The organism is Leifsonia shinshuensis (assembly GCF_031456835.1).
GTDB classification, from domain to species: domain Bacteria; phylum Actinomycetota; class Actinomycetes; order Actinomycetales; family Microbacteriaceae; genus Leifsonia; species Leifsonia shinshuensis_C.
Window position 1 is genome coordinate 2,274,617 of record NZ_JAVDVK010000001.1, and the last position, 21,161, is coordinate 2,295,777.

The window sequence follows — 21,161 nt, forward strand, 5'->3', positions numbered from 1 at the left end:
CGTATGACGCGACACGTTGCAGTGTGAAATGTCTGGTGGCCACAATTACCCGCTATGGCCCCGCGGAATGCGCTCGCCGCTCGCCGGCCTGGGGCCACCTAACCCTCAGGCGCCGAGAGCGTCCGCCTCAGTCGATCAGGTCGTGGCGCACCACGATCTGGTCGCGGGCCGGGCCCACGCCGATCGCGGAGATGCGGGCGCCGGACATGCGCTCGAGGGCGAGCACGTAGTCCTGTGCGTTCTTCGGCAGGTCCTCGAAGGTGCGCGCGCCGCTGATGTCCTCGGTCCAGCCGGGGAACTCCTCGTAGATCGGCGTCGCGTGGTGGAAGTCGCTCTGCGAGGCCGGGACCTCGTCGTGGCGCACGCCGTCCACGTCGTAGGCGACCGCGACGGGGATGCGGTCGATGCCGGTCAGCGTGTCCAGCTTGGTGAGCACGAAGTCGGTGACGCCGTTGACGCGCGCCGTGTAGCGGGCGACCGGGGCGTCGTACCAGCCGGTGCGGCGCGGACGGCCGGTGGTGGTTCCGAACTCGAAGCCGCGCTCGCGCAGGAACTCGCCCCACTCGTCGAAGAGCTCGGTCGGGAACGGACCGGCACCGACGCGGGTGGTGTACGCCTTCACGATGCCGATCACGCGGTCGATGCGGTTGGGTCCGATGCCCGAACCGGTCGCGGCGCCGCCGGCGGTGGAGTTGGAGGAGGTGACGAACGGGTAGGTGCCGTGGTCGACATCCAGCATCGTCGCCTGACCGCCCTCGAAGAGCACGTACTTGCCGTCCTCCAGCGCCTGGTTGAGCAGCAGGGAGCTGTCGACCACCATCGGGCGCAGGCGCTCGGCGTACTCGAGCAGCTGCTCGACGACCTCGTCGACCGTGATCGCGCGGCGGTTGTAGACCTTCACGAGCAGGTGGTTCTTCTGGTCGAGGGCGCCCTCGACCTTCTGCCGCAGGATGTTCTCGTCGAAGAGGTCCTGGATGCGGATGCCCACCCGGTTGATCTTGTCGGCGTAGGTCGGGCCGATGCCGCGGCCGGTGGTGCCGATCTGGCGCTTGCCGAGGAAGCGCTCCGTGACCTTGTCGATCGTGCGGTGGTACGAGGTGATGACGTGCGCGTTCGAGCTGACCTTGAGGCGGGAGACGTCGACGCCGCGGGCGATCAGCGCATCCAGCTCCTCGAACAGCACCTCGATGTCGACGACGACGCCGTTGGCGATGACCGGGGTGACGCCCTCGGTGAGGATGCCGGACGGCAGCAGGTGCAGGGCGTACTTCTCGTCGCCGACGACGACGGTGTGGCCGGCGTTGTTGCCGCCGTTGAACTTGACCACGTAGTCGATGCGGCTCCCCAGGACGTCGGTCGCCTTGCCTTTGCCTTCGTCGCCCCACTGGGCGCCGATGATCACGATCGCGGGCACGTGGATGTCCTCTCGGTGGATGGAACGCGTCGGCGCCACCCGGACGACCGTCGCACTCGATCCTATCGCGAGACACTAAGTTGCACACACGTGTGCAAGAAGGGAGTACACTGGTGGCATGCCCACCCCCTCCACCCGCGCACCGCGCCGCGACGCGACCGCCAACCGCGAGGCGATCCTCGCCGCCGCCGCGGTGGCGCTGAACGAGGACATCGACGCCTCCCTCGAGAACATCGCCGCCCGCGCCGGCCTCAGCCGCCGTGCTGTGTACGGACACTTCGCGACCCGTGACGAGCTCCTCGTCGAGGTGTTCACGCGAGGCGCACGTCGCCTGGCCGCCCTGCTCGACCCGGTGTCGCATCCCGACCCGCTGGTCGAGATCGCCCTCTTCGGCGCCACGCTGTGGGCCGAGGTCGAGCACGTCCGGGTGAGCGCGGCTCTGGCGGTCCGCGGACCGCACCGCGAGCTGGTCGGCACCGCGCTCGACCCCGCCCGCGAGCGGTTGCGCGAGACGGTGCGCCGCGGGATGGAGTCGGGGCGCATCCGCACCGACCTCGACCGCGAGACGGTCACCCGCCTGATCGAGAACGCCGCCGTGTCCGTGCTCGACGAGGCGACCCGCGCACGGCTCAGCCCCGAGGCGGGTCACCGCCTCGTCATGCTGGCCGGGCTGGGCGCCGCGGGGATGGGATGGACGGACGCCGGAGCGCTCATCGCCGCGACGCCGGAACTGGCCTTCGGCGCCGCCGGAGCCACCGCATCCCCCGCATCCACAGCATCCACCACGGCGGAAGGGGCACGCCGATGAAGATCGTCCTCGACCGCGTCGCGAAGGGCGCCGCCCTGCCGCCCACGTCCGCTTCGTTCGAGACCGGGCGCGCCTCGCTCGCCCGTGCCGAGACGGAGCAGCGGCCCACCGTTCTCGGCCTGATCGCCTCCGGACGGATGCGCCCCGACGCAGGAACCGTGACGATCGACGGCGCCACCGACTTCCGCACCATGCGGCGGCGGATCGCCCTGATCGACGCGCCGGACGTGTCGGAGCCGGCCGCCGATGTGACGGTCGCGGGCATCGTCGCCGAGGAGCTGATGTTCGCGGGCCGCGCGTCGCATCCCGTCGCGGTCAACCGCTGCCTGCGCGAACTGGGCGCCTCCGAATGGGCGCGGCAGTCGATCGGGACGGTTCCGCCGACGGTGCGCATCCGCCTGCTCGCCGAGCTGGCGCTGCTGCGCGCGGGCGTGGACGGCCTGGTGCTCGTCTCGCCCGACCGGCACGGCGGCGACCCCGTCGAGTGGTGGCGCTTCGCGCGCGAGCTCGCCGGACGTGGCATCGCCGTGCTCGTGGTGGCGGGTGACGCCTCCGCCGCCGCGATCGCCGCGGCATCCCTGGTCTCGCGCATCGACGAGACCGACCAGCAGACCTTTGACGAAGACCCCGGCCGGGACGACACCGACGATCTCCCGGACCTGATCATGACCCAGCCGATTGAAGAAGGCGCATGAAGATCCCGCAGATGATCGCGGCGGAGTTCCGCCGCCTGACCGCCAGCCCCATGTCCATCGTGGCGCTCATCGCCCTGATGTGCGTTCCGGTGCTGTACGGCGGGCTGTACCTGTGGGCGAACCAGAACCCGTACGCCAACCTCGACCGCATCCCCGCCGCGATCGTCGTCGACGACGCGGGCGCCACGGTCGACGGCGCCACCGTGAACTACGGCGACCAGGTGGCCGATCAGCTCATCGAGGACGGCTCGTTCCAGTGGCACCGCGTCGCCGAGGGCTCCGCGGCCAGCGGCGTGGACGACTCGAAGTACGACTTCAGCATCACGTTCCCGAAGGACTTCTCCTCGGCGCTGGCGTCCGCGTCGGGCACCGACCCGCACCGCGCGGTCGTGACCCTGACCACGAACGACACCAACAGCTACCTGGCGTCGACCATCGGCACGCAGGCCGCCGAGAAGATCCGCACCTCCATCGTCAAGCAGGTCAACGAGGAGGCGGCGAAGCAGTTCCTCGTCGGCCTCGCCGACATCCGCTCGAACCTCGTGACCGCCGCCGACGGCGCGGACAAACTTGTCGACGGCAGTGCGACCGCGCAGTCGGGCGCGTCGCAGCTGGCCGATGGAACCGCACAGCTCGCGTCCGGATCGCAGGAACTGGCGGGCAAGCTCGGCGAGCTCGCCTCCGGCGCCCAGCAGGTCAGCGACGGCGCGGCACAGGTGGCAGCGGGCAATCGGCAGCTCGCCGCGAAGGCGAACGACGCCGCGGCGGCCGCGACGCAGATCGCAGCGGCAGCGCCGGCTGCCCAGCAGGACCTGCTGAACCGCCTCACCGCCGCGGGCGCCACGCCGGAGCAGCTCGACCAGGTGAAGGCGGTGCTCGGCGACCTCGACACGAAGGTGACGTCCGGCAACGAGCAGATCCAGACCGCCGTCGGGCAGATCAACCAGCTGTCGGCGGGCGCGGACCAGGTGGCGGGCGGGGCGTCGCAGGTCGCCTCCGGCTCGCAGCAGGCGGCCGCGGGCGCATCGCAGCTGGCGTCTGGCGCCTCGAGCGCCGCGTCCGGGGCCGCGCAGCTCCGGGACGGCCTGACGACGCTGCACGACGGCACGACGCAGCTGGCGGATGGGCTGAAGTCGGGTGTGGACCGCATCCCGGACAACTCCCCCGCCCTGCAGAAGAAGCAGGCGTCGACGATCTCCGATCCGGTGAACCTCAAGAACGACTCGATCACCTCCGCCGGCACGTACGGCGCCGGACTCGCCCCGTTCTTCGTCGCACTGGCGGGCTGGATCGGCATCTACGCTCTGTTCCTGATCGTGAAGCCGGTCTCGCGCCGGGCCATCACGGCGCTGCACTCGCCGCTCAAGATCACCGTCGCCGGCTGGCTCACCCCGGGCCTGCTCGGCGCGATCCAGATGGTCGGCCTGTTCGCGATCGTCGCGGGGGCTCTCGGGTTCCGCATCGACAACCCCGCCGGGATGTTCGGGATGATGGCGCTCGCCTCGGTCACGTTCGCGGCCATCATCCTGGCGCTCAACGTCTGGCTGGGGAGCGTCGGGCAGTTCCTCGGCCTGGTCCTGATGGTGCTGCAGCTGGTGACCGCCGGCGGAACGTTCCCCTGGCAGACGCTGCCCGGTCCGCTCGCGGCCCTGCACCACGCGCTGCCGATGTCGTACGCCGTGGACGGCATCCGTCAGCTCATGTACGGCGGCAACCCGGCGACGGCCTGGGCGGACGCCGGCGTGCTGGCGCTGTGGATGCTGATCGCCCTGCTGATCGCCGCCATCGGGGTGACGCGGATGACGCACTTCCGCACTCTGCGCGACCTCCGGCCGTCGCTGATCGGCTGACGGCCGGACCCGTCCCGGAGAGGGCCCGGAGACTCTGGTGGGCGCCTATCGCCTGGCGCTAGTGTGGCGCCCACCAGCACTCGACCTTCAGGAGGACGACCATGGCCGATCTCGAAGTCCAGGCGGCGCTTTCCCAGGCGCGACAGGCGGCCAGCGCCGCGAGCTACGACATCCAGAAGCTGCCGGAGGACTCCATCGAACGACAGGCGCTGCACAACCTGGTGACGGCGGTGGACGCGCTGATCCAGGCGCTCGACACCGAGTGACGGGCGGCGCCCGGGCGACGACGGTGGCCGGCGCTAGGGTGGCGGCGTGACCGATTCGCTGCGCATCCTCCACCTCTCCGACACGCACCTGTTCGGCGACGGGCGGCTGCACTACGGCATCGTCGACACCCTGGGCGCGCTCGACCGCGTTCTGGCGCGCGCCGCGTCGCTCACCGAGGTGGATGCGGTGGTCGTCTCAGGCGACCTCTCCGAGGACGGAAGCGCCGCGTCGTACCGGCGGCTGAAGGCGACGCTGGACCCGTGGGCCGCGGAACGCGGTGCGGTCGTCGTCTACGCGATGGGCAACCACGACCTCCGCGACGGGTTCGAGGAGGTGCTCGGCGACCGCGAGACCGAGGTCTCGGTGCGCGGGTTCCGGATCATCACCGTCGACACCTCCGTGCCGGGAGCCGGGTACGGCAAGGTGACGGAAGCGCAGCTCGACCGGCTCCGCGAGACCCTGTCGACGCCGGCCGAGCACGGCACGGTCGTCGTGCTGCACCATCCACCCGTCCCGCCGACCACGGTGCTGTTCGAGCCGCTCCGGCTGGTCGAGCCCGAGCCGCTGCTGGAGATGTGCGCGGGAGGCGGCGTCCGGCTCATCCTCGCCGGGCACTTCCATCACGGCCTGGTCACCGAGGCGGGTGGCACGGGCATCCCGGTGGTCGTGGCGCCGGCGGTCGCCAACACGACGGACGTGCTCTGGCCGCCGCCGCGGGAGCGTGCCGTGCGCGGCGCCGGGTTCGCCTGGATCCAGCTGCCCGCGGATGGCCCGATGCGGGCACACATGATCGCCGCACCGGCGAAGGACGACGGCGAGACCGTCTACGACCTCGACGCGGAGGCGATCCGGCGCATCGCGGATGACGCGGGCTGGCGCCGGTGAGCACTGCCGCCGGATACTCCGGCACGCCGCTGTGGAAGAAGCTCGGTGTGAAACCCGGCATGCGGGTGTCCGTGCTCCACGCCGACGCCGGGTGGCGCATCCCCCTCGATGATCCGGCGTCCGTCGACTGGGCCGACGACGGCCCGGCGAGACTCGTGCTGGCGTTCTACCGCTCGGCGGCGGAGTTCCTCGCCGAGCTCGACGCCCTCGGCGAGCGCATCCGACCCGACGGGATGATCTGGGCGGCCTGGCCGCGCAAGGCCGCGGGGCACGTGAGCGACCTGAACGAGAACGTGATCCGGGATGCGGCGTTGGAGCGCGGACTCGTGGATGTGAAGGTCGCCGCGATCGACACCGACTGGTCGGGGCTGAAGCTCGTCTGGCGGAGGGTCAACCGCTGACCACGGCTGTCAGGCGAACGGGACGTGCTGCGTGATCCAGGTGTGCATCGCGATCGCCGCGGCCGCAGAGGCGTTGATCGAGCGGGTGGAGCCGAACTGGGCGATCTCGACCACCGCGTCCGCCGCATCCAGCGCCGCCTCCGAGAGCCCGGGACCCTCCTGACCGAAGAGCAGGACGCACTCCCGTGGCAGCGCGAACGTCTCGATGCCGACCGAGCCGGGGACGTTGTCGATCGCGATCACCGGCAGCCCCTGTGCGCGTGCCCACGCGACGAAGGAGTCGACGTCCTCGTGGTGCACGACGTGCTGGTAGCGGTCGGTGACCATCGCGCCGCGCTTGTTCCAGCGGCGACGCCCGATGATGTGGACGGTGTCGGCCGCGAACGCGTTCGCACTGCGCACGATCGACCCGATGTTCATGTCGTGCTGCCAGTTCTCGATCGCCACGTGGAAGGGGTGGCGGTGCTCGTCGAGGTCGGCGACGATCGCCTCCATGCGCCAGTACCGGTAGCGGTCGATGACGTTGCGGGTGTCCCCGTGCCGCAGCAGCTCGGGGTCGTAGCGCGGGTCGTCCGGCCACTCGCCCGGCCACGGTCCGACACCGTGCGTCGTCAGCTCGTGCGTCGGGTTGGGCGTGTCGTCCACCGCACAAGCGTATCCACCACCGGATGCGGTGCCTCACCGCTGTGCGGCCCCGGCCCCTAAGCTGGACGCATCGAATCCCCCGTGGAAGGAGTCCGCGTGACGCGTCGCGACGAGATCGAGTGCTGGCTCACCGACATGGACGGCGTGCTCGTCCACGAGAACCAGGCCCTGCCCGGCGCGTCGGACCTCATCCAGCAGTGGCGCGACCAGGGAACGCCGTTCCTGGTGCTGACGAACAACTCCATCTTCACGCCGCGCGACCTCGCGGCGCGGCTGCGCACCTCGGGCCTCGACGTGCCCGAGGAGTCGATCTGGACCTCCGCCCTGGCGACCGCGGACTTCCTGAAGTCGCAGATGCCCGGCGGGAGCGCGTATGTGATCGGTGAGGCGGGACTCACCACGGCGCTCCACGAGGCCGGCTTCATCATGACGGACACGAACCCCGACTACGTGGTCGTCGGCGAGACGCGCAGCTACTCCTTCGACGCGATCACGAAGGCCATCCGGCTGATCGGCAAGGGCGCACGGTTCATCTCCACGAACCCCGACGCCACCGGCCCGAGCGCCGAGGGGCCGCTGCCGGCGACCGGCGCGGTGACCGCGATGATCACCAAGGCCACCGGCCGCGACCCGTACGTGGTCGGCAAGCCGAACCCGATGATGTTCCGCTCGGCGATGAACCGCATCGGCGCGCACTCCGAGAACACCGCGATGATCGGCGACCGGATGGACACGGACGTCGTCGCGGGCATCGAGGCCGGCCTGCACACCATCCTGGTGCTCACCGGGATCAGCGACCACAGCGAGATCGAGCGCTACCCGTTCCGCCCGGACGAGGTTCTGCGCGGGGTCGACGAGCTGGTCGTGCGGGAGCCCGTCGAGACCGAGCTCTGAGGGTCGCGGCGCGGGTTCCCGGCCCCGGACCCGGTCAGGCGGACGGGCCGGGACCGGCGACGGACGACGTGAGCGGCTGGCCGCTCGACCGGTTCGCGAAGCAGTAGTACGAGCGCTGGCCGTTCTTCCACTGCTCTTCCGTGGCCGGGAAGGAGCCAATGACCTGGAGGTCCGGGTAGGCGCCGGCCGCACCGAGGTCGACGACGCCGGAGGCGGTGCACAGGCCCGGGATCTGCTGGGCCAGCGCATCCGCCCCGGGATACGGCGCTGCCGGATCGGCGGAGAGCACATTCGTGTAGAGCAGCTGCGCGGTGTGCGGGGCGGCGCAGTCGACGACGGTGAACTCCTCGGCCCACACGGAGGTGAACGGCTGGATGCACTCGCCGCCGCCGAGCGCATCCCACGGGTGCGTGCCCGGGCCGACCGCGGAAGCGGGCTTCGGGGTGACGGTCGGGACCGGCGTGGGAGTCGGGGTCGGCGTCGGAGACGGAGCGGACGGCTTCGCCGAGCCGGTGGGCTGCGCGGCGGGTGCGGGCGCACCGACGAGCGACGGGATGCGGGTGCCCAGCGCGAACAGCCCGACGAGCACCAGCACGACGGCGAGACCGGCGAGCGCGAGCAGCAGAATGCGGTTGTTGCGCGAAGCCCAGATTCCGGGGCCTCCGGGGCCGGTCGGGCCACCGGGGCCAGTGGGGCCGGTCGGGCCGGAGGGTGCGCCCGGGTCACCGGGCTCACCCGGCGGGGTCGCGGAGGTCGCCGTCGCGGCAGCCACCGGCGGAGTCGCACTCGCCGGGGCGATCGGCTGCGTCGCCAGCGGGGTGAACGTCGGCGGGGACAGGACGTCTGCGCGACCGTCCAGCTGCTCTTCGGCGTCCGGGGCGATGCGCGAGAAGGGCATGGTGGCCGTGAGCTGCGGGCCCTCGAGGTCGGCGGCGGGCTCGGGTTCGGGCTCCGCGTCCGGCGCGGGCTCCGGCCTCGGCGCAGGCTCGGGCTCCGGCCCCGGCGCCGGCTCCGGCTCCGGCTCCGGCTCCGGCTGCGGCTCCGGCTCCGCGGCGAGTTCTGGCTCCTCGGCGGCGGGCTCGTCGATCTCCGCAGGGGCGGCGACGTCCTCCACCGGGACGGCGACCTCTCCGAACAGCGCGGCGATCCCGTCCGACGGCGTCTGCTCGCGGTCGTCGGCGGCATCCACGTCCTCCGGGGCCTCGGCCGCCTCCGTGGCGGGCGCGAACGGTTCCGGCTCGGACGCGGCGGCGATGCTGGCGGCGTCGATCGGGCTCGTGGCGGGGGACGGCACGCCGCCCATCGCGAGCTCGGCCTCCGCGGCGGGGATGGCGGGCTCCGACGGGAGGACATCGTCCCGCTCGTCGTGGCGCAGGAGCGCTGCCATCGCCGCTGCGTCGAGCTGCTGGGTGGGCGTATCGGCGACGGAACGGTCCGGCCCGGCGGGCGGTTCCTCGACGGGGTCGCTCGCCGGTGGGCGGCTCAGGTCCGCCGGAAGGATCGGGATGACGCTGGTCGTGTCACCGATGATCGAGCGGCCGGACGGGGTGTCCGCCTCCGGCGCGCCGAAACCGAGCAGGGCGGCCAGCCCGTGGCTCTCGGACGTGTCGTCCGAGTCGGCAGGCGGCGCAGGCGGATCGAAGATGGTGCGCGTCGGCTCCGGAGCCGCGGGCGCCGGCGCGGGCGTCTCGATGATCCAGGAGCCGGCGGCGACGGGTGTCTCCGACGTCGGGGTGGGTGCGTCGGATCGCTCGTCCGCGGGCTCGCCGTCGGCGTCCTCGTCGTGGACGTCCTCGTTACGGACGTCTTCGTCGTCGGCGGGGATGCCCGATGCCCAGCCGGTGGTCGGAGTGGGCGTCGGTTCGGCGAGCGAGAAAACTTCGGGTGCCGGCTCGGCGGCCGGGACGACGGGAGTGGACTCCGCGGCGGCCGGAGCGGACTCCGCCGCGGGCTCTCCCACCAGCGGGTCGTAGCCCTCGCCCGGCTTCAGGTTCCACGAGAACGCGACCGGGAACTCGGTGGCAGGCTCGTCAGCGGCCGCGGTGGGCTGCTCTCCCGGCCCGAGGAGATCCTCGAAGGGTTCGGAGACCGACGACGCCGGCTGGTCGACGGAGGGCTGTTCCGCGGGGGCCTCGGGCCCGTTCGCGTCCGGCTCTGCGGTGTCCGCATCCACGGGCCGGTCGACGTGGCGGCCACCGGTGAGCTGCTGGAGCAGCCACTCCGAGCTCCCGAATTCAGGCTCCGCCGGTGCCGCGTCGTCGTGACCGGGACGCTCGCCGCCGAGGCGCTCGTCACCCGGGCGCTCGTCGTCGAGGTGGGCGTCGTCCCCCGCGCCCCTCCCGCGTTCGTCGGACACTACGCCAGCCCCAGGTCCTTCAGGCCGATGGCGGCGAAGTACGGGTAGCCGGCGCCCTCGATGACCTCGCGGGCGCCCGTGTCGCGGTCCACGACCACGGCGACGGCCGCGATCTCGGCGCCGACCTTGGTGAGCGCTTCGATCGCCTTGAGCGGGGAGCCGCCGGTGGTCGAGGTGTCCTCGAGCACGATGACGCGCTTGCCCTGCAGGTCGGGACCCTCCACCTGCTTGCCGCGGCCGTGGTCCTTCGGCTCCTTGCGCACGACGAAGGCGTCGTACGACAGACCCTGGGCGGCGCCCTGGTGCAGGATGGCGGCGGCGACCGGGTCGGCGCCCATCGTCATCCCCCCGACCGCGACCACGTCCGGGACATCGCGGATGAGGTCGATCATGACCTGGCCGATCAGCGGCGCGACGCGGTGGTCGAGGCTCACCTTGCGGAGGTCGACGTAGTAGCTCGCCTTCTTGCCGCTGGTCAGGGTGAAGTCGCCGTGGAAGACGGCCTCGGCGGCGATGTAGTCGATGAGCTGCTGTCGTGCGTCGGTCACATCCCCGATTCTAGAGGGGAAGGGGCGTGCGACCGGGAGTTGTGCACAGGCCGCCCGCCGTCCACAGCTGCGGCTCCCGGCTCCGGCGACGTCGGCGGGGGCCGATACGATCGGGGCATGCGCGTCGCCACCTGGAATGTGAACTCGATCCGCACCCGCGTCGTCCGGGTCGTCGACTGGATGGTCCGCGAAGACGTGGATGTGCTTGCCATGCAGGAGATCAAGTGCAAGCCCGAGCAGTTCCCCTACGCCGAGTTCGAGGCGGCGGGCTATGAGGTCGTGCTGCACGGTCTCAACCAGTGGAACGGCGTCGCGATCGCCAGCCGTCTGCCGATCGAGGATGTGACGATCGGCTTCCCCGACATGCCGGGATTCCTCAAGGACCACGACGGCCCCGGCCTCCCGAAGGAGGCGCGCGCGATCGGCGCGACCGTCGACGGCCTCCGGCTGTGGAGCCTGTACGTGCCCAACGGCCGCTCCCTGTCCGACCCGCACTACGTGTACAAGCTCGACTGGCTGGCCGCCCTCGCGGCCGACACGCAGCGCTGGCTCACCGATGACCCCGAGCTCCAGCTGGCGCTGATGGGCGACTGGAACGTCGCCCCCCTCGACTCGGATGTCGGCGATCCCAGCCTCGTGCCCGGCCTGTCCACTCACATCTCGCCGCCGGAACGGACGGCTTTTGCGGCGTTCGAGAAGGCCGGCCTGACGGATGTGGTGCGCCCGATCGTCCCGGACGGCTACACCTACTGGGACTACAAGCAGCTGCGCTTCCCGCGGAACGAGGGCCTCCGGATCGACTTCATCCTGGGATCGCGCGCGTTCGCCGACCGCGTGGTGGGTGCGAGCATCCACCGCAACGAGCGCAAGGGAACCGCGCCCAGCGATCACGTACCCGTGCTCGTCGAACTCGCATCGCCTCCCGCGGCCGAGGACGACGACGACCGTCCGATGATCTTCGGCTGAGGAGCATCCGCTCGTGACCACGCTTCCGCCCGGGACGACGACGCGTCGCCCGGTCATCGTCTGGGACCTGGTCACGTCGATCGTCCTGATGGTCGTCGGCGTCGTCCTCGCCGGCATCCTGACGTTCGCGGCGTTCTTCCTGGTGTTCGCGAGCGACCCGTGCGGCGGGTCGACCGTGTGCGACACCGAACGGATGGGCATCGGATTCTTCGTGGCGCTGATCGGACCGGCGGCGGTGACTGTCGTCGCGATCATCGCCGCGGTCGTCCTGCTCGTGCTGCGCCGGATCAGCTTCTGGGTGCCGATCGTCGGCATGCTGCTCGCGGTCGGCGTCTGGGTCGGCGGCGCCGCCCTCGTGATCTCGGGCGTGCCCGGCGCCACCTTCTGAGCGCCGTTCCCCGGCCCGGTCAAGGGCTTACCCCGATGGGGAACAGCGCTGCTAGATGGAGCGGCTGCCCAGAGGAAGGCCCGACGCATGCTCCTGATATTCGGTTCCAGCCTGCACGAGACGATCATCAACGTGGTCCGCTTCGTGTGCGGTTACTGCGGCGTGGACGCGCCCCAGAACGTCGTGAAGCGCTCGAACCGCTTCACGCTGTTCTTCATTCCGCTGTTCCCCGTGTCGACGCGCTACGTGAACCAGTGCACCAACTGCGGAGGCGAGACCGCCCTCACGGCGGAACAGGCGCGTCACTCCCTCTCTTGGAGCGGTCGCACCAGCGGCACGCGCAGCTGAGTCTTACAGCGCTTCCCATCGCACGAACTCCCTGTGAAGTCGAGGCCCTATATCGAACCCGGGCCCGGCCTACCGTCGCGGAGGACAGAGACGAACAGACGACGAAAGGAGCCGATATGGCTGCAGTGACCCAGTCCATCGACGTGAACGTGCCCGTGTCCACCGCCTACAACCAGTGGACCCAGTTCGAGTCCTTCCCCCACTTCCTCGACGAGGTGGAGGAGATCACCCAGGTGGACGACACGACCAACCACTGGCGGGTCAAGATCGGCGGTGCTGAGCGTCAGTTCGACACCGTCATCACCGAGCAGCTCCCGGACGAGCGCGTTGCGTGGAAGTCCGTGGCCGGCGACACCGAGCACGCCGGCGTCGTCACCTTCCACCGCCTCTCGGACGCCGAGACCAAGGTGACGGTCCAGCTCGAGTGGGCGCCCTCGGACGCCCTGGAGAAGATCGGTTCGGTCTTCGGCCTCGACGACCACGCGGTCAAGAAGGACCTCGAGAACTTCAAGAAGTTCATCGAGTCGCAGGGCACCGAGACCGGCGCCTGGCGCGGCGAGGTCGACCGCGGCGAGACGGTCTGACCGCTCCCCCACGACGCAAAACCACGACAAACACGGCGCCCGGTGCATCACGCACCGGGCGCCGCTCCGTGTGCCGAGGCGCCGTACGGACGGTTACAGGATGGGCCGCCCGCCCGTGACCGCGACGCGCGCGCCCGAGATGTACGAGCCGTCGTCGCCGGCCAGCAGCACGTAGACCGGTGCCAGCTCGGCCGGCTGCCCGGCGCGTCCCAGCGGGGTGTCGCTCCCGAACTGGCTCACCTTCTCCTCCGGCATTGTCGACGGGATGAGCGGCGTCCAGATCGGCCCAGGGGCCACACTGTTGGCGCGGATGCCCTTCTCGCCGAGCAGCTGCGCGAGCGACGCGGTCATGTTCGCGATGGCCGCCTTGGTGGCCGCGTACGGGAGCAGCGTGGGTGACGGCATGTCGGAGTTCACCGACGACGACCCGATGATGCTCGCTCCGGGCTTCATGTGCGGAACCGACGCCTTCGCGAGGTGGAAGAACGCCGACAGGTTCGTCGCGATCGTGTGATCCCACTCGTCGTCCGGGATCTCCTCCAGCGACTCGTGGTTCATCTGGAAGGCGGCGTTGCTGACGAGCACGTCGATGCCGCCGAGCTCCTCCACGGTCCTCCGGACGATCTCGCGGCAATGGGCCGGATCAGAGACGTCGCCGCGCAGGAGCAGCGCCTTCCGCCCCGCCTCACGAACCCACTTGGCCGTGTCCTCCGCGTCCTCGTCCTCCGACAGGTACGAGATCGCCACGTCGGCGCCCTCCCGCGCGTACGCGATGGCGACGGCTTTGCCGATGCCGCTGTCCGCGCCGGTGATGAGCGCGATCTTGCCGGTCAGTTTGCCGCTGCCGCGATAGCTCTCCTCGCCGTGGTCGGGGCGCGGTTCCATCGCCTCGGTCTCGCCGGGCGGCTGCTGCTGTTGCTCAGGGAAAGACATCCATGACCTCCATTCGTGTGCTCCCCACGGAACACCCGTCGCCGTCGGTGGTCAGGGGCTTAAGCCGGGAGCCATCTGCGCGTACCGTCCGCGCAATGAACGCCACACCGGATGCGCCCGACGAGCACCAGAGCGACGCGGACCAGACAGCGAAGGACCGCTCCTACAGCCCGTCCAGCGAACGCGAGACAGAGGCCAAGCAGGCGGACTCGACCGGCGCAAGCGTCCGCCCGGGCACCGGCGGCCCGGACGACGTCGGCGATGTCCCCATGCCCCCGGAGGACGACCTGGACCCGGCCGCCATCGTGGAACGCGGCGACCCCGGTCCCGGGCCCACCCGGTGACCTACTTCGTGATGCCCGCCGTGCGCTTCCGCGCCACCGCGGAGTAGATCCGCTCGACGACCCAGAGCAGCACACCGATCGCCAGGAGCCCGAGCGCGATCGTGTACTGACCGGCCGGGCGTCCGGAGGTCCACGGCAGCACCAGGTACACGCAGGTGATGGCGCCGATCACCGGCAGGACGCTCGGCGAGCGGAAGTGCTTGTGATCCACCGGCTGCCTCCGCAGCACCAGCACGGTGACGTTCACGATCGCGAAGACCGCCAGCAGCAGCAGCGACGTCGTGCCTCCGAGCAGCGCCACGATGGACCCCTTCGGGTCGAGCGACACGTAGCCGATGAGGGCCGCAGCGAGCGCCGAGGTGAAGAGGATGGCCGTCCACGGCGTGCGCCGCTTCGGCGACACCTTGGCGAGGAACGGCGGGAGGACGTTCTGCCGGCTCATGCCGTAGAGCAGGCGGCTCGCCATCATCATGTTGATCAGTGCCGTGTTGGCCACGGCGAACATCGAGATGAACGGCAGGAGGTCGTTGATCGGGAATCCGGGGGCGGCCGCCTCGACCGCCGCGACGAGCGGGGTCTCGCTGCCGGCCAGCTCGCCGATCGGCACGAGCGCCACGACGGTGATGGACACCAGCACGTAGATGACGGCGGCGATGCCGAGCCCGCTGAGCATCATTTTCGGGAAGATCCGGCTCGGATCCTTCGTCTCCTCCGCCATGTTCACGGAGTCCTCGAACCCGACCATCGCGAAGAACGCCAGCGAGGTCGCGGTGCTGACCGCGAGGAGCACGCCCTTGTCCTGCGGCGTCTCGAACGCGACGACGCGCGACCAGTCGGCGTTGCCTCCGGCGATCGCCCACAGCCCGATGAAGATCACCAGCAGGAGGCCGGACAGTTCGACGAGCGTCAGCACGACGTTGAGCCAGACGCTCTCGCTCACCCCGCGGAGGTTCACGAGCATGATCAGCACGATGAACGCGAGCGCGATGAGCAGGGTGGTCAGGTTGTCGTCCGAGAGCCCGAACGCGACCGTCAGGTTCACGGCGAACGCGCGCGATGCGGTCGAGGCCGATGTGATGCCCGACGTCATGACGACGAAGCACACGATGAAGGTGAGGAAGTGGATGCCGAACGCCTTGTGCGTGTAGAGCGCTGCGCCCGCCGCCTGCGGGTACTTGGTCACCAGCTCCAGGTACGAGAACGCGGTCACCGTGGCGACGCCGAACGCGAGCAGGAACGGCAGCCACGCTGCGCCGCCCACCTCGGCGGCCACCTGCCCGGTCAGGGCGTAGACGCCGGTGCCGAGGATGTCGCCGACGATGAAGAGCAGGAGGAGGCCGGGCCCGAGGGCGCGTTTCAGCTCCGGTTGCTCCGGTTCGACGGTCTTGACCACCTGGGTCCACGACGGATCGCTCACGGTGTGCTCCTTCGATCGCTCGTTGGGGAGCACTGTATGTGAGTTCTCACAGAAACGGGAGTACCGGCACGCTATTGCCGCCCGGTGAACTCCTCCATCGAGTCGTAGACGCCGAACACCCGCCCGGCCACCGCGTCCCACGCGCGTGTGGGCAGGATGCCGCGCAGCGTCTTCGCCAGCCCCACCGTCCACGGCAGCATCAGCATGGGACGTCCGGCCAGCATCGCGCGCCACACGCGGTCGACCACGTAGTCGGGAGTCATGAGCGGCGTGAGCAGCGGACCGCGCGCGCCCGCGAACATCCCGGTGTCGATGTAGCTCGGCGCGACCGTCGTCACCTTCACGTGCTCGTAGCCCTGCTGCACCAGTTCGAGGCGGAGGCTGTCGCTCCAGCCGATGACCGCCCACTTGCTCGCCGCGTAGACGCTCATGCGCGGGTTGGACAGGGTGCCCGCGGCGGACGCGATGTTCACGATCCGCGCCTCCCGGGCGCTCTGCTGCATCCCGGGCAGGAACTCGCGGGTCACGTACATGGGAGCGAGCGCGTTCACCTGCATGGTGGGACGGGTGTCCTCGCCGTTGTCGTGCTCCCAGAAGTACTTGCCGCGCACGATCCCGGCGTTGTTGATGAGCACATCGATCCCGCCCAGCTCCTTGCGGACGGCCTGCGCGCTCTGCGCGATCGCTCCGAGCTCGGTCAGGTCTACGACGTACGGCAGCACGCTGGTAGCCGGTGCGCCGCCGGCCGAGCTCGGCGAGCGCGGCGGTGCGCCCCACGCCGCCGAGGTGCGCCCCGCGAGCACCTCACGGCGCAGCCGGTGCGTGAGATCCATCAGCGCGGCCTCGTCCCGGTCCCACAGCACGACGGAGCGCGCCCCTTCGAGCACGGCGCGCTCCGCATAGAGCCGCCCCATCCCCGAGGCCGCCCCCGTCACCAGCACCCGCGCCCCGCGAACCGTCCTGCCCATGCCTCCATCATCGCAGTGTCGGCGCCGGCGCGCCCCGCCTCCTGCCGACGCGCGAGGGACCGTTACCATCGCGGGATGCCGTTACCATCGCGGGATGGATGAGGCGATCGAGCGACTCGTGACGCAGCTGGCCGCCCTCGACGGCGTGCAGGCTGTGGCTCTCGGCGGTTCCCGCGCGACGGGCGACGAACGCCCGGACAGCGACTGGGACCTCGGGGTCTACTACCGCGGCACGTTCGACCCGGACGCCGTCCGGGCGCTCGGGTACCCCGGCGAGGTGTCCGAGCTCGGCGCCTGGGGTGGGGGCGTGTTCAACGGCGGCGCCTGGCTGCGCGTCGGCGGCGTGCCCGTCGACCTGCACTGGCGCGACCTCGACATGGTCGAGCGGGAACTGGCCGACGCCGAGGAGGGACGGATGCACATCGAGCCCTTGTCCTTCCACCTGGCCGGAATCCCCGGGTACCTCCTCCTGGCCGAACTCGCGATCGCCCGGGTGCTCGCCGGCGAGCTGCCGCGCCCCTCGTACCCGCCGCGGCTCCGAGAACGGGCACCCGCCGTCTGGGCCGGTACGGCTCGCCTGCACGCCGCGTACGCGCGGAGCCACGCCGCCGCCGGGCGGTCGGCCCAGTGCCTCGCGACCCTCATTGTCGCCGCGCTCCAGACCGCGCACGCGTCGGCCGCGGCGAGCGGTGCCTGGGTGACGAACGAGAAGCGGCTGCTCGACCGGGTCGGCCTTCGGGCGCTCGACGACATCGTCGCCGCGGCAGGGACCGAGCCGCGCGGTCTGCTCGATGCCTGCGACCGCCTCGAATCGCTGTGCACGCCTGTGTGGACAGCCGCCGATCCGGCCGCACGCTAGCGATTAGCTGCGCCTTCAGCGCAGATCGCGCACTTTTCCGCCGGAATGGACAACAAAACGCTTGCGATCCCCGGATAGGCTCGTTCCATTCACACCACTGCCGCGTGCGAGCGGCCGACCAGCGACGGGAGGTTCGTCATGTCTCAATTCGTCCAGCACTTCACCGCAGACGCGATTGTCGGGGAGCCCGAGGTCGTCGAGGACGGCCGACCGGTCCGCGAGGTCGCGAACGATCCCGCCTGGCTGCGCCTGAAGGATGCGGCCATCGCCCTGCAGGCGTTGCAGGTCAAGGACGGCTCCGTCGAGAACGAGGCCGACCGGCCCGCCGCCGCCGAGCACGTCCGCACCATCGTCGACTCGATCGCCGCACTCGCACCGGCGTTCCCGCACGACGCGTCCTACCTCGCCGCGCTGCAGCGCGACTTCGGCCGCTGGGCGGACGAGGGATTCGGCGTGCCCGACTTCCTCGACGCGCTCAACGAGTTCCAGCCGCAGCAGCACCGCGTGGACGGTCTCGGCCACCTGGTCGTCTTCCCGATGTACACGCAGAACGGCAGCCCGAACCGGCTCGTCGAGGCGCTGCTGGTCGAGGTCATCTGGCCCGACTTCATCGCGGAGCTGGAGGCCGGCGACTACGGCAACAAGCTGTTCGTCGCGCTGCGCTTCGTCGACTTCACGCCCGGCTACGACACCAACTCGGCCGTGCTGTTCCCCGAGACCGTCGCCATGCGCGAGATCCCGTCCTTCACCTGGGGCGCGATCTTCCAGGACCGCGAGGCGGCCCGCTACCGCCGCGTCGTCCGGGCGGCCGCGGAGATCACGAAGCTGGAGCTGCCCGCGGACGCGGCCGCGATGCTGGACGACCAGCACCTCACGGAGGACACCTTCGTGATGTGGGACATCATCCACGACCGCAGCCACATGCGCGGCGACCTGCCGTTCGACCCGTTCATGATCAAGCAGCGGATGCCGTTCTTCCTCTACTCGCTGGAGGAGCTGCGCTGCGACCTGACGGCGTTCCGCGAGTCGGTGAAGCTGGAGCGCGAGCTCGGAGCCCTGCCGGAGTCGGAGCTGTCGGACGCGCAGCGGGCGATCCGCGACCACGCCCACCTGGTGCAGTACGCGGTGATCTTCGACCGGATCTTCCGGTTCGCCATCACCGGCAGCCGCGTGCGCAACTACGACGGGCTCGGCGGCCAGCTGCTGTTCGCGTGGATGCACCAGCACAACGTGCTGCACTGGACGGACACCCAGCTCACCATCGACTGGGAGAACGTCCCCGACGTGGTCGTCGCGCTGAGCGACCGGATCAACGACCTCTACTGGCGTTCGATCGACCGCCCGAAGGTGGCGCACTGGCTGGCCGCCTACGAGATGCTCACCGAGACCGTCACCCCGCATCCCGCCTCCAACTGGGCGCGCGGGCTGTCGGATGAGGTGCTGGCCGGACCGCCGAAGGGTTACACCGACCAGGTGCTGGACGACGAGTTCCCGCTCTCGATGTTCTACGAGGCGCTGAACAAGAAGATGGCGGGAGTCATCGAGTCCACCGCCGGCATCACCGGAACGACCGACGCGGCATGACCGACGCCTTCACGGCGGACCAGGCGGCCCGGCCCTCTTCGGAGGCCGGGCCGCTCGGCGCGGACACCGTCCGCGGCCGTCTCGTCCTGATCGCGGGCGCCACGAGCGCGTCGGGCGAAGCGGTCGCCCGCGCGCTGGTGGCGGCCGGCGCGACCGTGCTGGCGGTCGGAACCCGGCTGGAGGCGCTGGATGCGCTGGCCGCGGCGGTCCCCGGCGTCGACACGCGACCGTGCGATCTGTCCGACCGGGATGCGGTGGCCGAGCTGGCCATGCGCATCCACCTGAAGTTCGGGCACATCGACGGCCTCATCCACCTCGTCGGCGGCTGGCGCGGCGGCGGCGGGATCGCCGGCCAGAGCGACGAGGACTGGGAGTTCCTGGAGCGGGGCTTCCGTACCCTCCGGAACACCACCCGCATCTTCTTCGACGACCTCGCCGCCTCCCCCGCGGGCCGGCTGGCCATCGTCTCGTCGACCGCCGTCGACAAGCCGTACCCGGGCGGCGCGAACTACGCCGCGGCGAAGGCGGCGGCCGACGCCTGGGTGCGCGCCATCGCGCAGGGCTTCGCCAAGCAGGCACCCCGCTCCGCGGCGACCGTCTTCGTCGTGAAGACCCTGGAGGGCCTCGAGCCACGGCTCGGAGACGAGGTCGTGCGCCTGTGGGAGCAGGACGCGGCGGCGGTCAACGGCCGACGCATCCCCCTCGAGCCTGAAAGGATGGACGGGTGACGCTTCAACTCCACGACCTGACCCTGCGCGGCTTCGCCTCCGACAACTACGCGGGCGTGCATCCCGAGATCCTCGACGCGATCGCCGCCGCCAACAACGGCCACCAGATCGCCTACGGCGAGGACGTCTACACGGCCCGCCTGCACGAGGTGTTCGCCGACCATTTCGGCGCCGGCGTCGAGGTGTACCCGGTGTTCAACGGCACCGGCGCGAATGTGGTCGGCCTGCAGTCGATGCTCCCCCGCTGGGGCGCCGTCGTCTGCGCCAAGACCGCGCACATCCACACCGACGAGGCGGGAGCGCCCGAGAAGGTCGCCGGCATCAAGCTGCTGCCCGTCGAGACCCCCGACGGCAAGCTGACGCCCGAGCTGATCGACCGGGAGGCTTGGGGATGGGGCGACGAGCACCGTGCACAGCCGCTGGTCGTCTCCATCACGCAGACCACCGAGCTCGGCACCGCCTACACGGTCGACGAGATCCGGGCGATCGCGGACCACGTCCACGCCCGCGGCATGAAGCTGCACATGGACGGTTCCCGCATCTCCAACGCCGCGGCGACCCTCGGCCTGCCGCTGCGCGCCTTCACGACCGACGCCGGGGTGGATGTGCTGAGCTTCGGCGGCACCAAGAACGGCATGCTCTACGGCGAGGCGGTCGTCGTGCTCAACCCGGAGGCCTCCGAGGGCCTGATCTACCTCCGCAAGCTGAACATGCAGCTCGCCTCCAAGATGCGCTTCATCTCGGCGCAGCTGATCGCCCTGCTCACGGACGACCTCTACCTGCGCTCGGCCTCGCACGCCAACGCGATGGCCACCCGCCTCCGCACGGCCCTCGAGGCGGGCATCGCCGACGGCAGCATCCAGGGTGTCGGGTTCAGCCAGAAGACTGAGGCGAACGGCGTCTTCGCGACGCTGCCGTCCGGCGTCGCCGACCGCCTGCGCCAGCACTTCCGGTTCTACGACTGGGATGCGGCCAACAACGAGGTGCGGTGGATGTGCGCCTTCGACACCACGGAGGACGACATCGACGCGTTCGTGGCGGCGCTGACGCAGGAGCTGCGGGACGCCTGAACCGCTTACCCCCCACACTGGGTAGGTATCGGGGTACAAAAATGTCCTCCATTTGACCTACACAACGCGGACTTTTCGTGTAGTCTCAAAGAGCGCAGGAGGAACCCGAATATCCATCTTGCGTAACCCCGAACGTATGCCGGGCCGTAGGAAGAAACCCTAGTCTTCCCACAGCCCGGCATCGTGGTTTAACGGCGAACGCTCGGGTC

Annotated in this window: 23 protein-coding genes; 16 read left to right on the forward strand and 7 right to left on the reverse strand. The window is 70.5% G+C overall.

Annotated elements, in window-relative coordinates; genetic code table 11:
• Window positions 1-127 precede the first annotated feature (127 nt).
• Window positions 128-1,414 carry an adenylosuccinate synthase gene (locus J2W45_RS11085; protein ID WP_310131781.1) on the reverse strand — a complete coding sequence of 429 codons (1,287 nt, stop codon included), beginning with the start codon at window positions 1,412-1,414 and terminating at the stop codon, window positions 128-130.
• A 118-nt stretch (window positions 1,415-1,532) separates the two neighbouring features.
• Here J2W45_RS11085 and J2W45_RS11090 point away from each other — a divergent pair, with 118 nt between their 5' ends.
• The 6 genes from J2W45_RS11090 (at window position 1,533) to J2W45_RS11115 (ending at window position 6,320) form a co-directional block, all read left to right on the forward strand.
• Complete coding sequence (locus J2W45_RS11090) at window positions 1,533-2,222, forward strand: TetR/AcrR family transcriptional regulator (RefSeq protein WP_310131783.1); 690 nt, start codon at window positions 1,533-1,535, stop codon at window positions 2,220-2,222.
• Window positions 2,219-2,917 carry a hypothetical protein gene (locus J2W45_RS11095; RefSeq protein WP_310131784.1) on the forward strand — a complete coding sequence of 233 codons (699 nt, stop codon included), beginning with the start codon at window positions 2,219-2,221 and terminating at the stop codon, window positions 2,915-2,917. The genes J2W45_RS11090 and J2W45_RS11095 overlap by 4 nt, the downstream gene beginning before the upstream one ends.
• The gene (locus J2W45_RS11100) at window positions 2,914-4,767 is read left to right on the forward strand and encodes a YhgE/Pip domain-containing protein (RefSeq protein WP_310131786.1); all 1,854 of its coding nucleotides are present in this window, start codon (window positions 2,914-2,916) and stop codon (window positions 4,765-4,767) included. Before J2W45_RS11095 ends, J2W45_RS11100 begins: the two co-directional genes overlap by 4 nt.
• Before the next feature lie 101 nt (window positions 4,768-4,868).
• Complete coding sequence (locus J2W45_RS11105) at window positions 4,869-5,033, forward strand: hypothetical protein (RefSeq protein ID WP_310131790.1); 165 nt, start codon at window positions 4,869-4,871, stop codon at window positions 5,031-5,033.
• A gap of 46 nt (window positions 5,034-5,079) precedes the next feature.
• A complete protein-coding gene (locus J2W45_RS11110) occupies window positions 5,080-5,919 on the forward strand; it encodes a metallophosphoesterase (RefSeq protein WP_310131792.1) in 840 nt (279 codons plus the stop codon).
• Window positions 5,916-6,320, forward strand: coding sequence for a DUF3052 domain-containing protein (locus tag J2W45_RS11115; RefSeq protein ID WP_310131794.1), 405 nt, complete (start codon window positions 5,916-5,918; stop codon window positions 6,318-6,320). The genes J2W45_RS11110 and J2W45_RS11115 overlap by 4 nt, the downstream gene beginning before the upstream one ends.
• 9 nt (window positions 6,321-6,329) lie before the next feature.
• On the opposite strand, the gene J2W45_RS11120 is transcribed toward J2W45_RS11115, so the two are convergent.
• A complete protein-coding gene (locus J2W45_RS11120; protein ID WP_310131797.1) occupies window positions 6,330-6,965 on the reverse strand; it encodes a TrmH family RNA methyltransferase in 636 nt (211 codons plus the stop codon).
• Window positions 6,966-7,061: 96 nt separating this feature from the next.
• Between J2W45_RS11120 and J2W45_RS11125 the strand changes: the two genes are divergently transcribed.
• The gene (locus J2W45_RS11125; RefSeq protein WP_310131799.1) at window positions 7,062-7,859 is read left to right on the forward strand and encodes an HAD-IIA family hydrolase; all 798 of its coding nucleotides are present in this window, start codon (window positions 7,062-7,064) and stop codon (window positions 7,857-7,859) included.
• A gap of 34 nt (window positions 7,860-7,893) precedes the next feature.
• Here J2W45_RS11125 and J2W45_RS11130 read toward each other — a convergent pair whose 3' ends face one another.
• Entirely contained in the window at window positions 7,894-10,215 is a 2,322-nt protein-coding gene (locus tag J2W45_RS11130; RefSeq protein ID WP_310131803.1) for a hypothetical protein, read from the reverse strand.
• Window positions 10,215-10,763 carry an orotate phosphoribosyltransferase gene (gene pyrE, locus J2W45_RS11135; RefSeq protein WP_310131804.1) on the reverse strand — a complete coding sequence of 183 codons (549 nt, stop codon included), beginning with the start codon at window positions 10,761-10,763 and terminating at the stop codon, window positions 10,215-10,217. The genes J2W45_RS11130 and pyrE overlap by 1 nt, the downstream gene beginning before the upstream one ends.
• A gap of 117 nt (window positions 10,764-10,880) precedes the next feature.
• Here pyrE and J2W45_RS11140 point away from each other — a divergent pair, with 117 nt between their 5' ends.
• From J2W45_RS11140 to J2W45_RS11155, 4 genes are all read left to right on the forward strand, one after another.
• A complete protein-coding gene (locus J2W45_RS11140) occupies window positions 10,881-11,729 on the forward strand; it encodes an exodeoxyribonuclease III (protein WP_310131807.1) in 849 nt (282 codons plus the stop codon).
• Window positions 11,730-11,742: 13 nt separating this feature from the next.
• Window positions 11,743-12,117 (forward strand): hypothetical protein, encoded by a 375-nt coding sequence (locus J2W45_RS11145; protein WP_310131808.1) that lies wholly within the window; start codon window positions 11,743-11,745, stop codon window positions 12,115-12,117.
• A gap of 87 nt (window positions 12,118-12,204) precedes the next feature.
• Window positions 12,205-12,465 (forward strand): zinc-ribbon domain-containing protein, encoded by a 261-nt coding sequence (locus J2W45_RS11150; RefSeq protein ID WP_310131809.1) that lies wholly within the window; start codon window positions 12,205-12,207, stop codon window positions 12,463-12,465.
• Between the two features lie 116 nt (window positions 12,466-12,581).
• Window positions 12,582-13,049: an SRPBCC family protein gene (locus tag J2W45_RS11155; RefSeq protein ID WP_310131811.1), complete on the forward strand. Its 468-nt coding sequence runs from the start codon at window positions 12,582-12,584 to the stop codon at window positions 13,047-13,049.
• A 93-nt stretch (window positions 13,050-13,142) separates the two neighbouring features.
• Here the strand turns inward: J2W45_RS11155 and J2W45_RS11160 are convergent, their stop codons facing one another.
• Window positions 13,143-13,982 (reverse strand): SDR family oxidoreductase, encoded by an 840-nt coding sequence (locus tag J2W45_RS11160; RefSeq protein WP_310131812.1) that lies wholly within the window; start codon window positions 13,980-13,982, stop codon window positions 13,143-13,145.
• A gap of 95 nt (window positions 13,983-14,077) precedes the next feature.
• On the opposite strand from J2W45_RS11160, the gene J2W45_RS11165 reads away from it, so the two are divergent.
• Window positions 14,078-14,326, forward strand: a complete 249-nt coding sequence (locus tag J2W45_RS11165) for a hypothetical protein (protein ID WP_310131813.1) — start codon at window positions 14,078-14,080, stop codon at window positions 14,324-14,326.
• 1 nt (window position 14,327) lies between these two features.
• On the opposite strand, the gene J2W45_RS11170 is transcribed toward J2W45_RS11165, so the two are convergent.
• Both J2W45_RS11170 and J2W45_RS11175 read right to left on the reverse strand, forming a co-directional pair.
• Window positions 14,328-15,743, reverse strand: coding sequence for an APC family permease (locus J2W45_RS11170; RefSeq protein ID WP_310131814.1), 1,416 nt, complete (start codon window positions 15,741-15,743; stop codon window positions 14,328-14,330).
• A gap of 71 nt (window positions 15,744-15,814) precedes the next feature.
• Window positions 15,815-16,711 (reverse strand): SDR family NAD(P)-dependent oxidoreductase, encoded by an 897-nt coding sequence (locus tag J2W45_RS11175; RefSeq protein ID WP_310131816.1) that lies wholly within the window; start codon window positions 16,709-16,711, stop codon window positions 15,815-15,817.
• Window positions 16,712-16,805: 94 nt separating this feature from the next.
• Between J2W45_RS11175 and J2W45_RS11180 the strand changes: the two genes are divergently transcribed.
• The 4 genes from J2W45_RS11180 (at window position 16,806) to J2W45_RS11195 (ending at window position 20,952) form a co-directional block, all read left to right on the forward strand.
• Window positions 16,806-17,570 (forward strand): nucleotidyltransferase domain-containing protein, encoded by a 765-nt coding sequence (locus tag J2W45_RS11180; protein ID WP_310131819.1) that lies wholly within the window; start codon window positions 16,806-16,808, stop codon window positions 17,568-17,570.
• A 138-nt stretch (window positions 17,571-17,708) separates the two neighbouring features.
• Complete coding sequence (locus tag J2W45_RS11185) at window positions 17,709-19,154, forward strand: DUF6421 family protein (RefSeq protein WP_310131822.1); 1,446 nt, start codon at window positions 17,709-17,711, stop codon at window positions 19,152-19,154.
• A complete protein-coding gene (locus J2W45_RS11190; RefSeq protein ID WP_310131825.1) occupies window positions 19,151-19,882 on the forward strand; it encodes an SDR family oxidoreductase in 732 nt (243 codons plus the stop codon). Before J2W45_RS11185 ends, J2W45_RS11190 begins: the two co-directional genes overlap by 4 nt.
• Window positions 19,879-20,952: a threonine aldolase family protein gene (locus J2W45_RS11195; RefSeq protein ID WP_310131827.1), complete on the forward strand. Its 1,074-nt coding sequence runs from the start codon at window positions 19,879-19,881 to the stop codon at window positions 20,950-20,952. The genes J2W45_RS11190 and J2W45_RS11195 overlap by 4 nt, the downstream gene beginning before the upstream one ends.
• The last annotated feature ends 209 nt before the right edge of the window (window positions 20,953-21,161 follow it).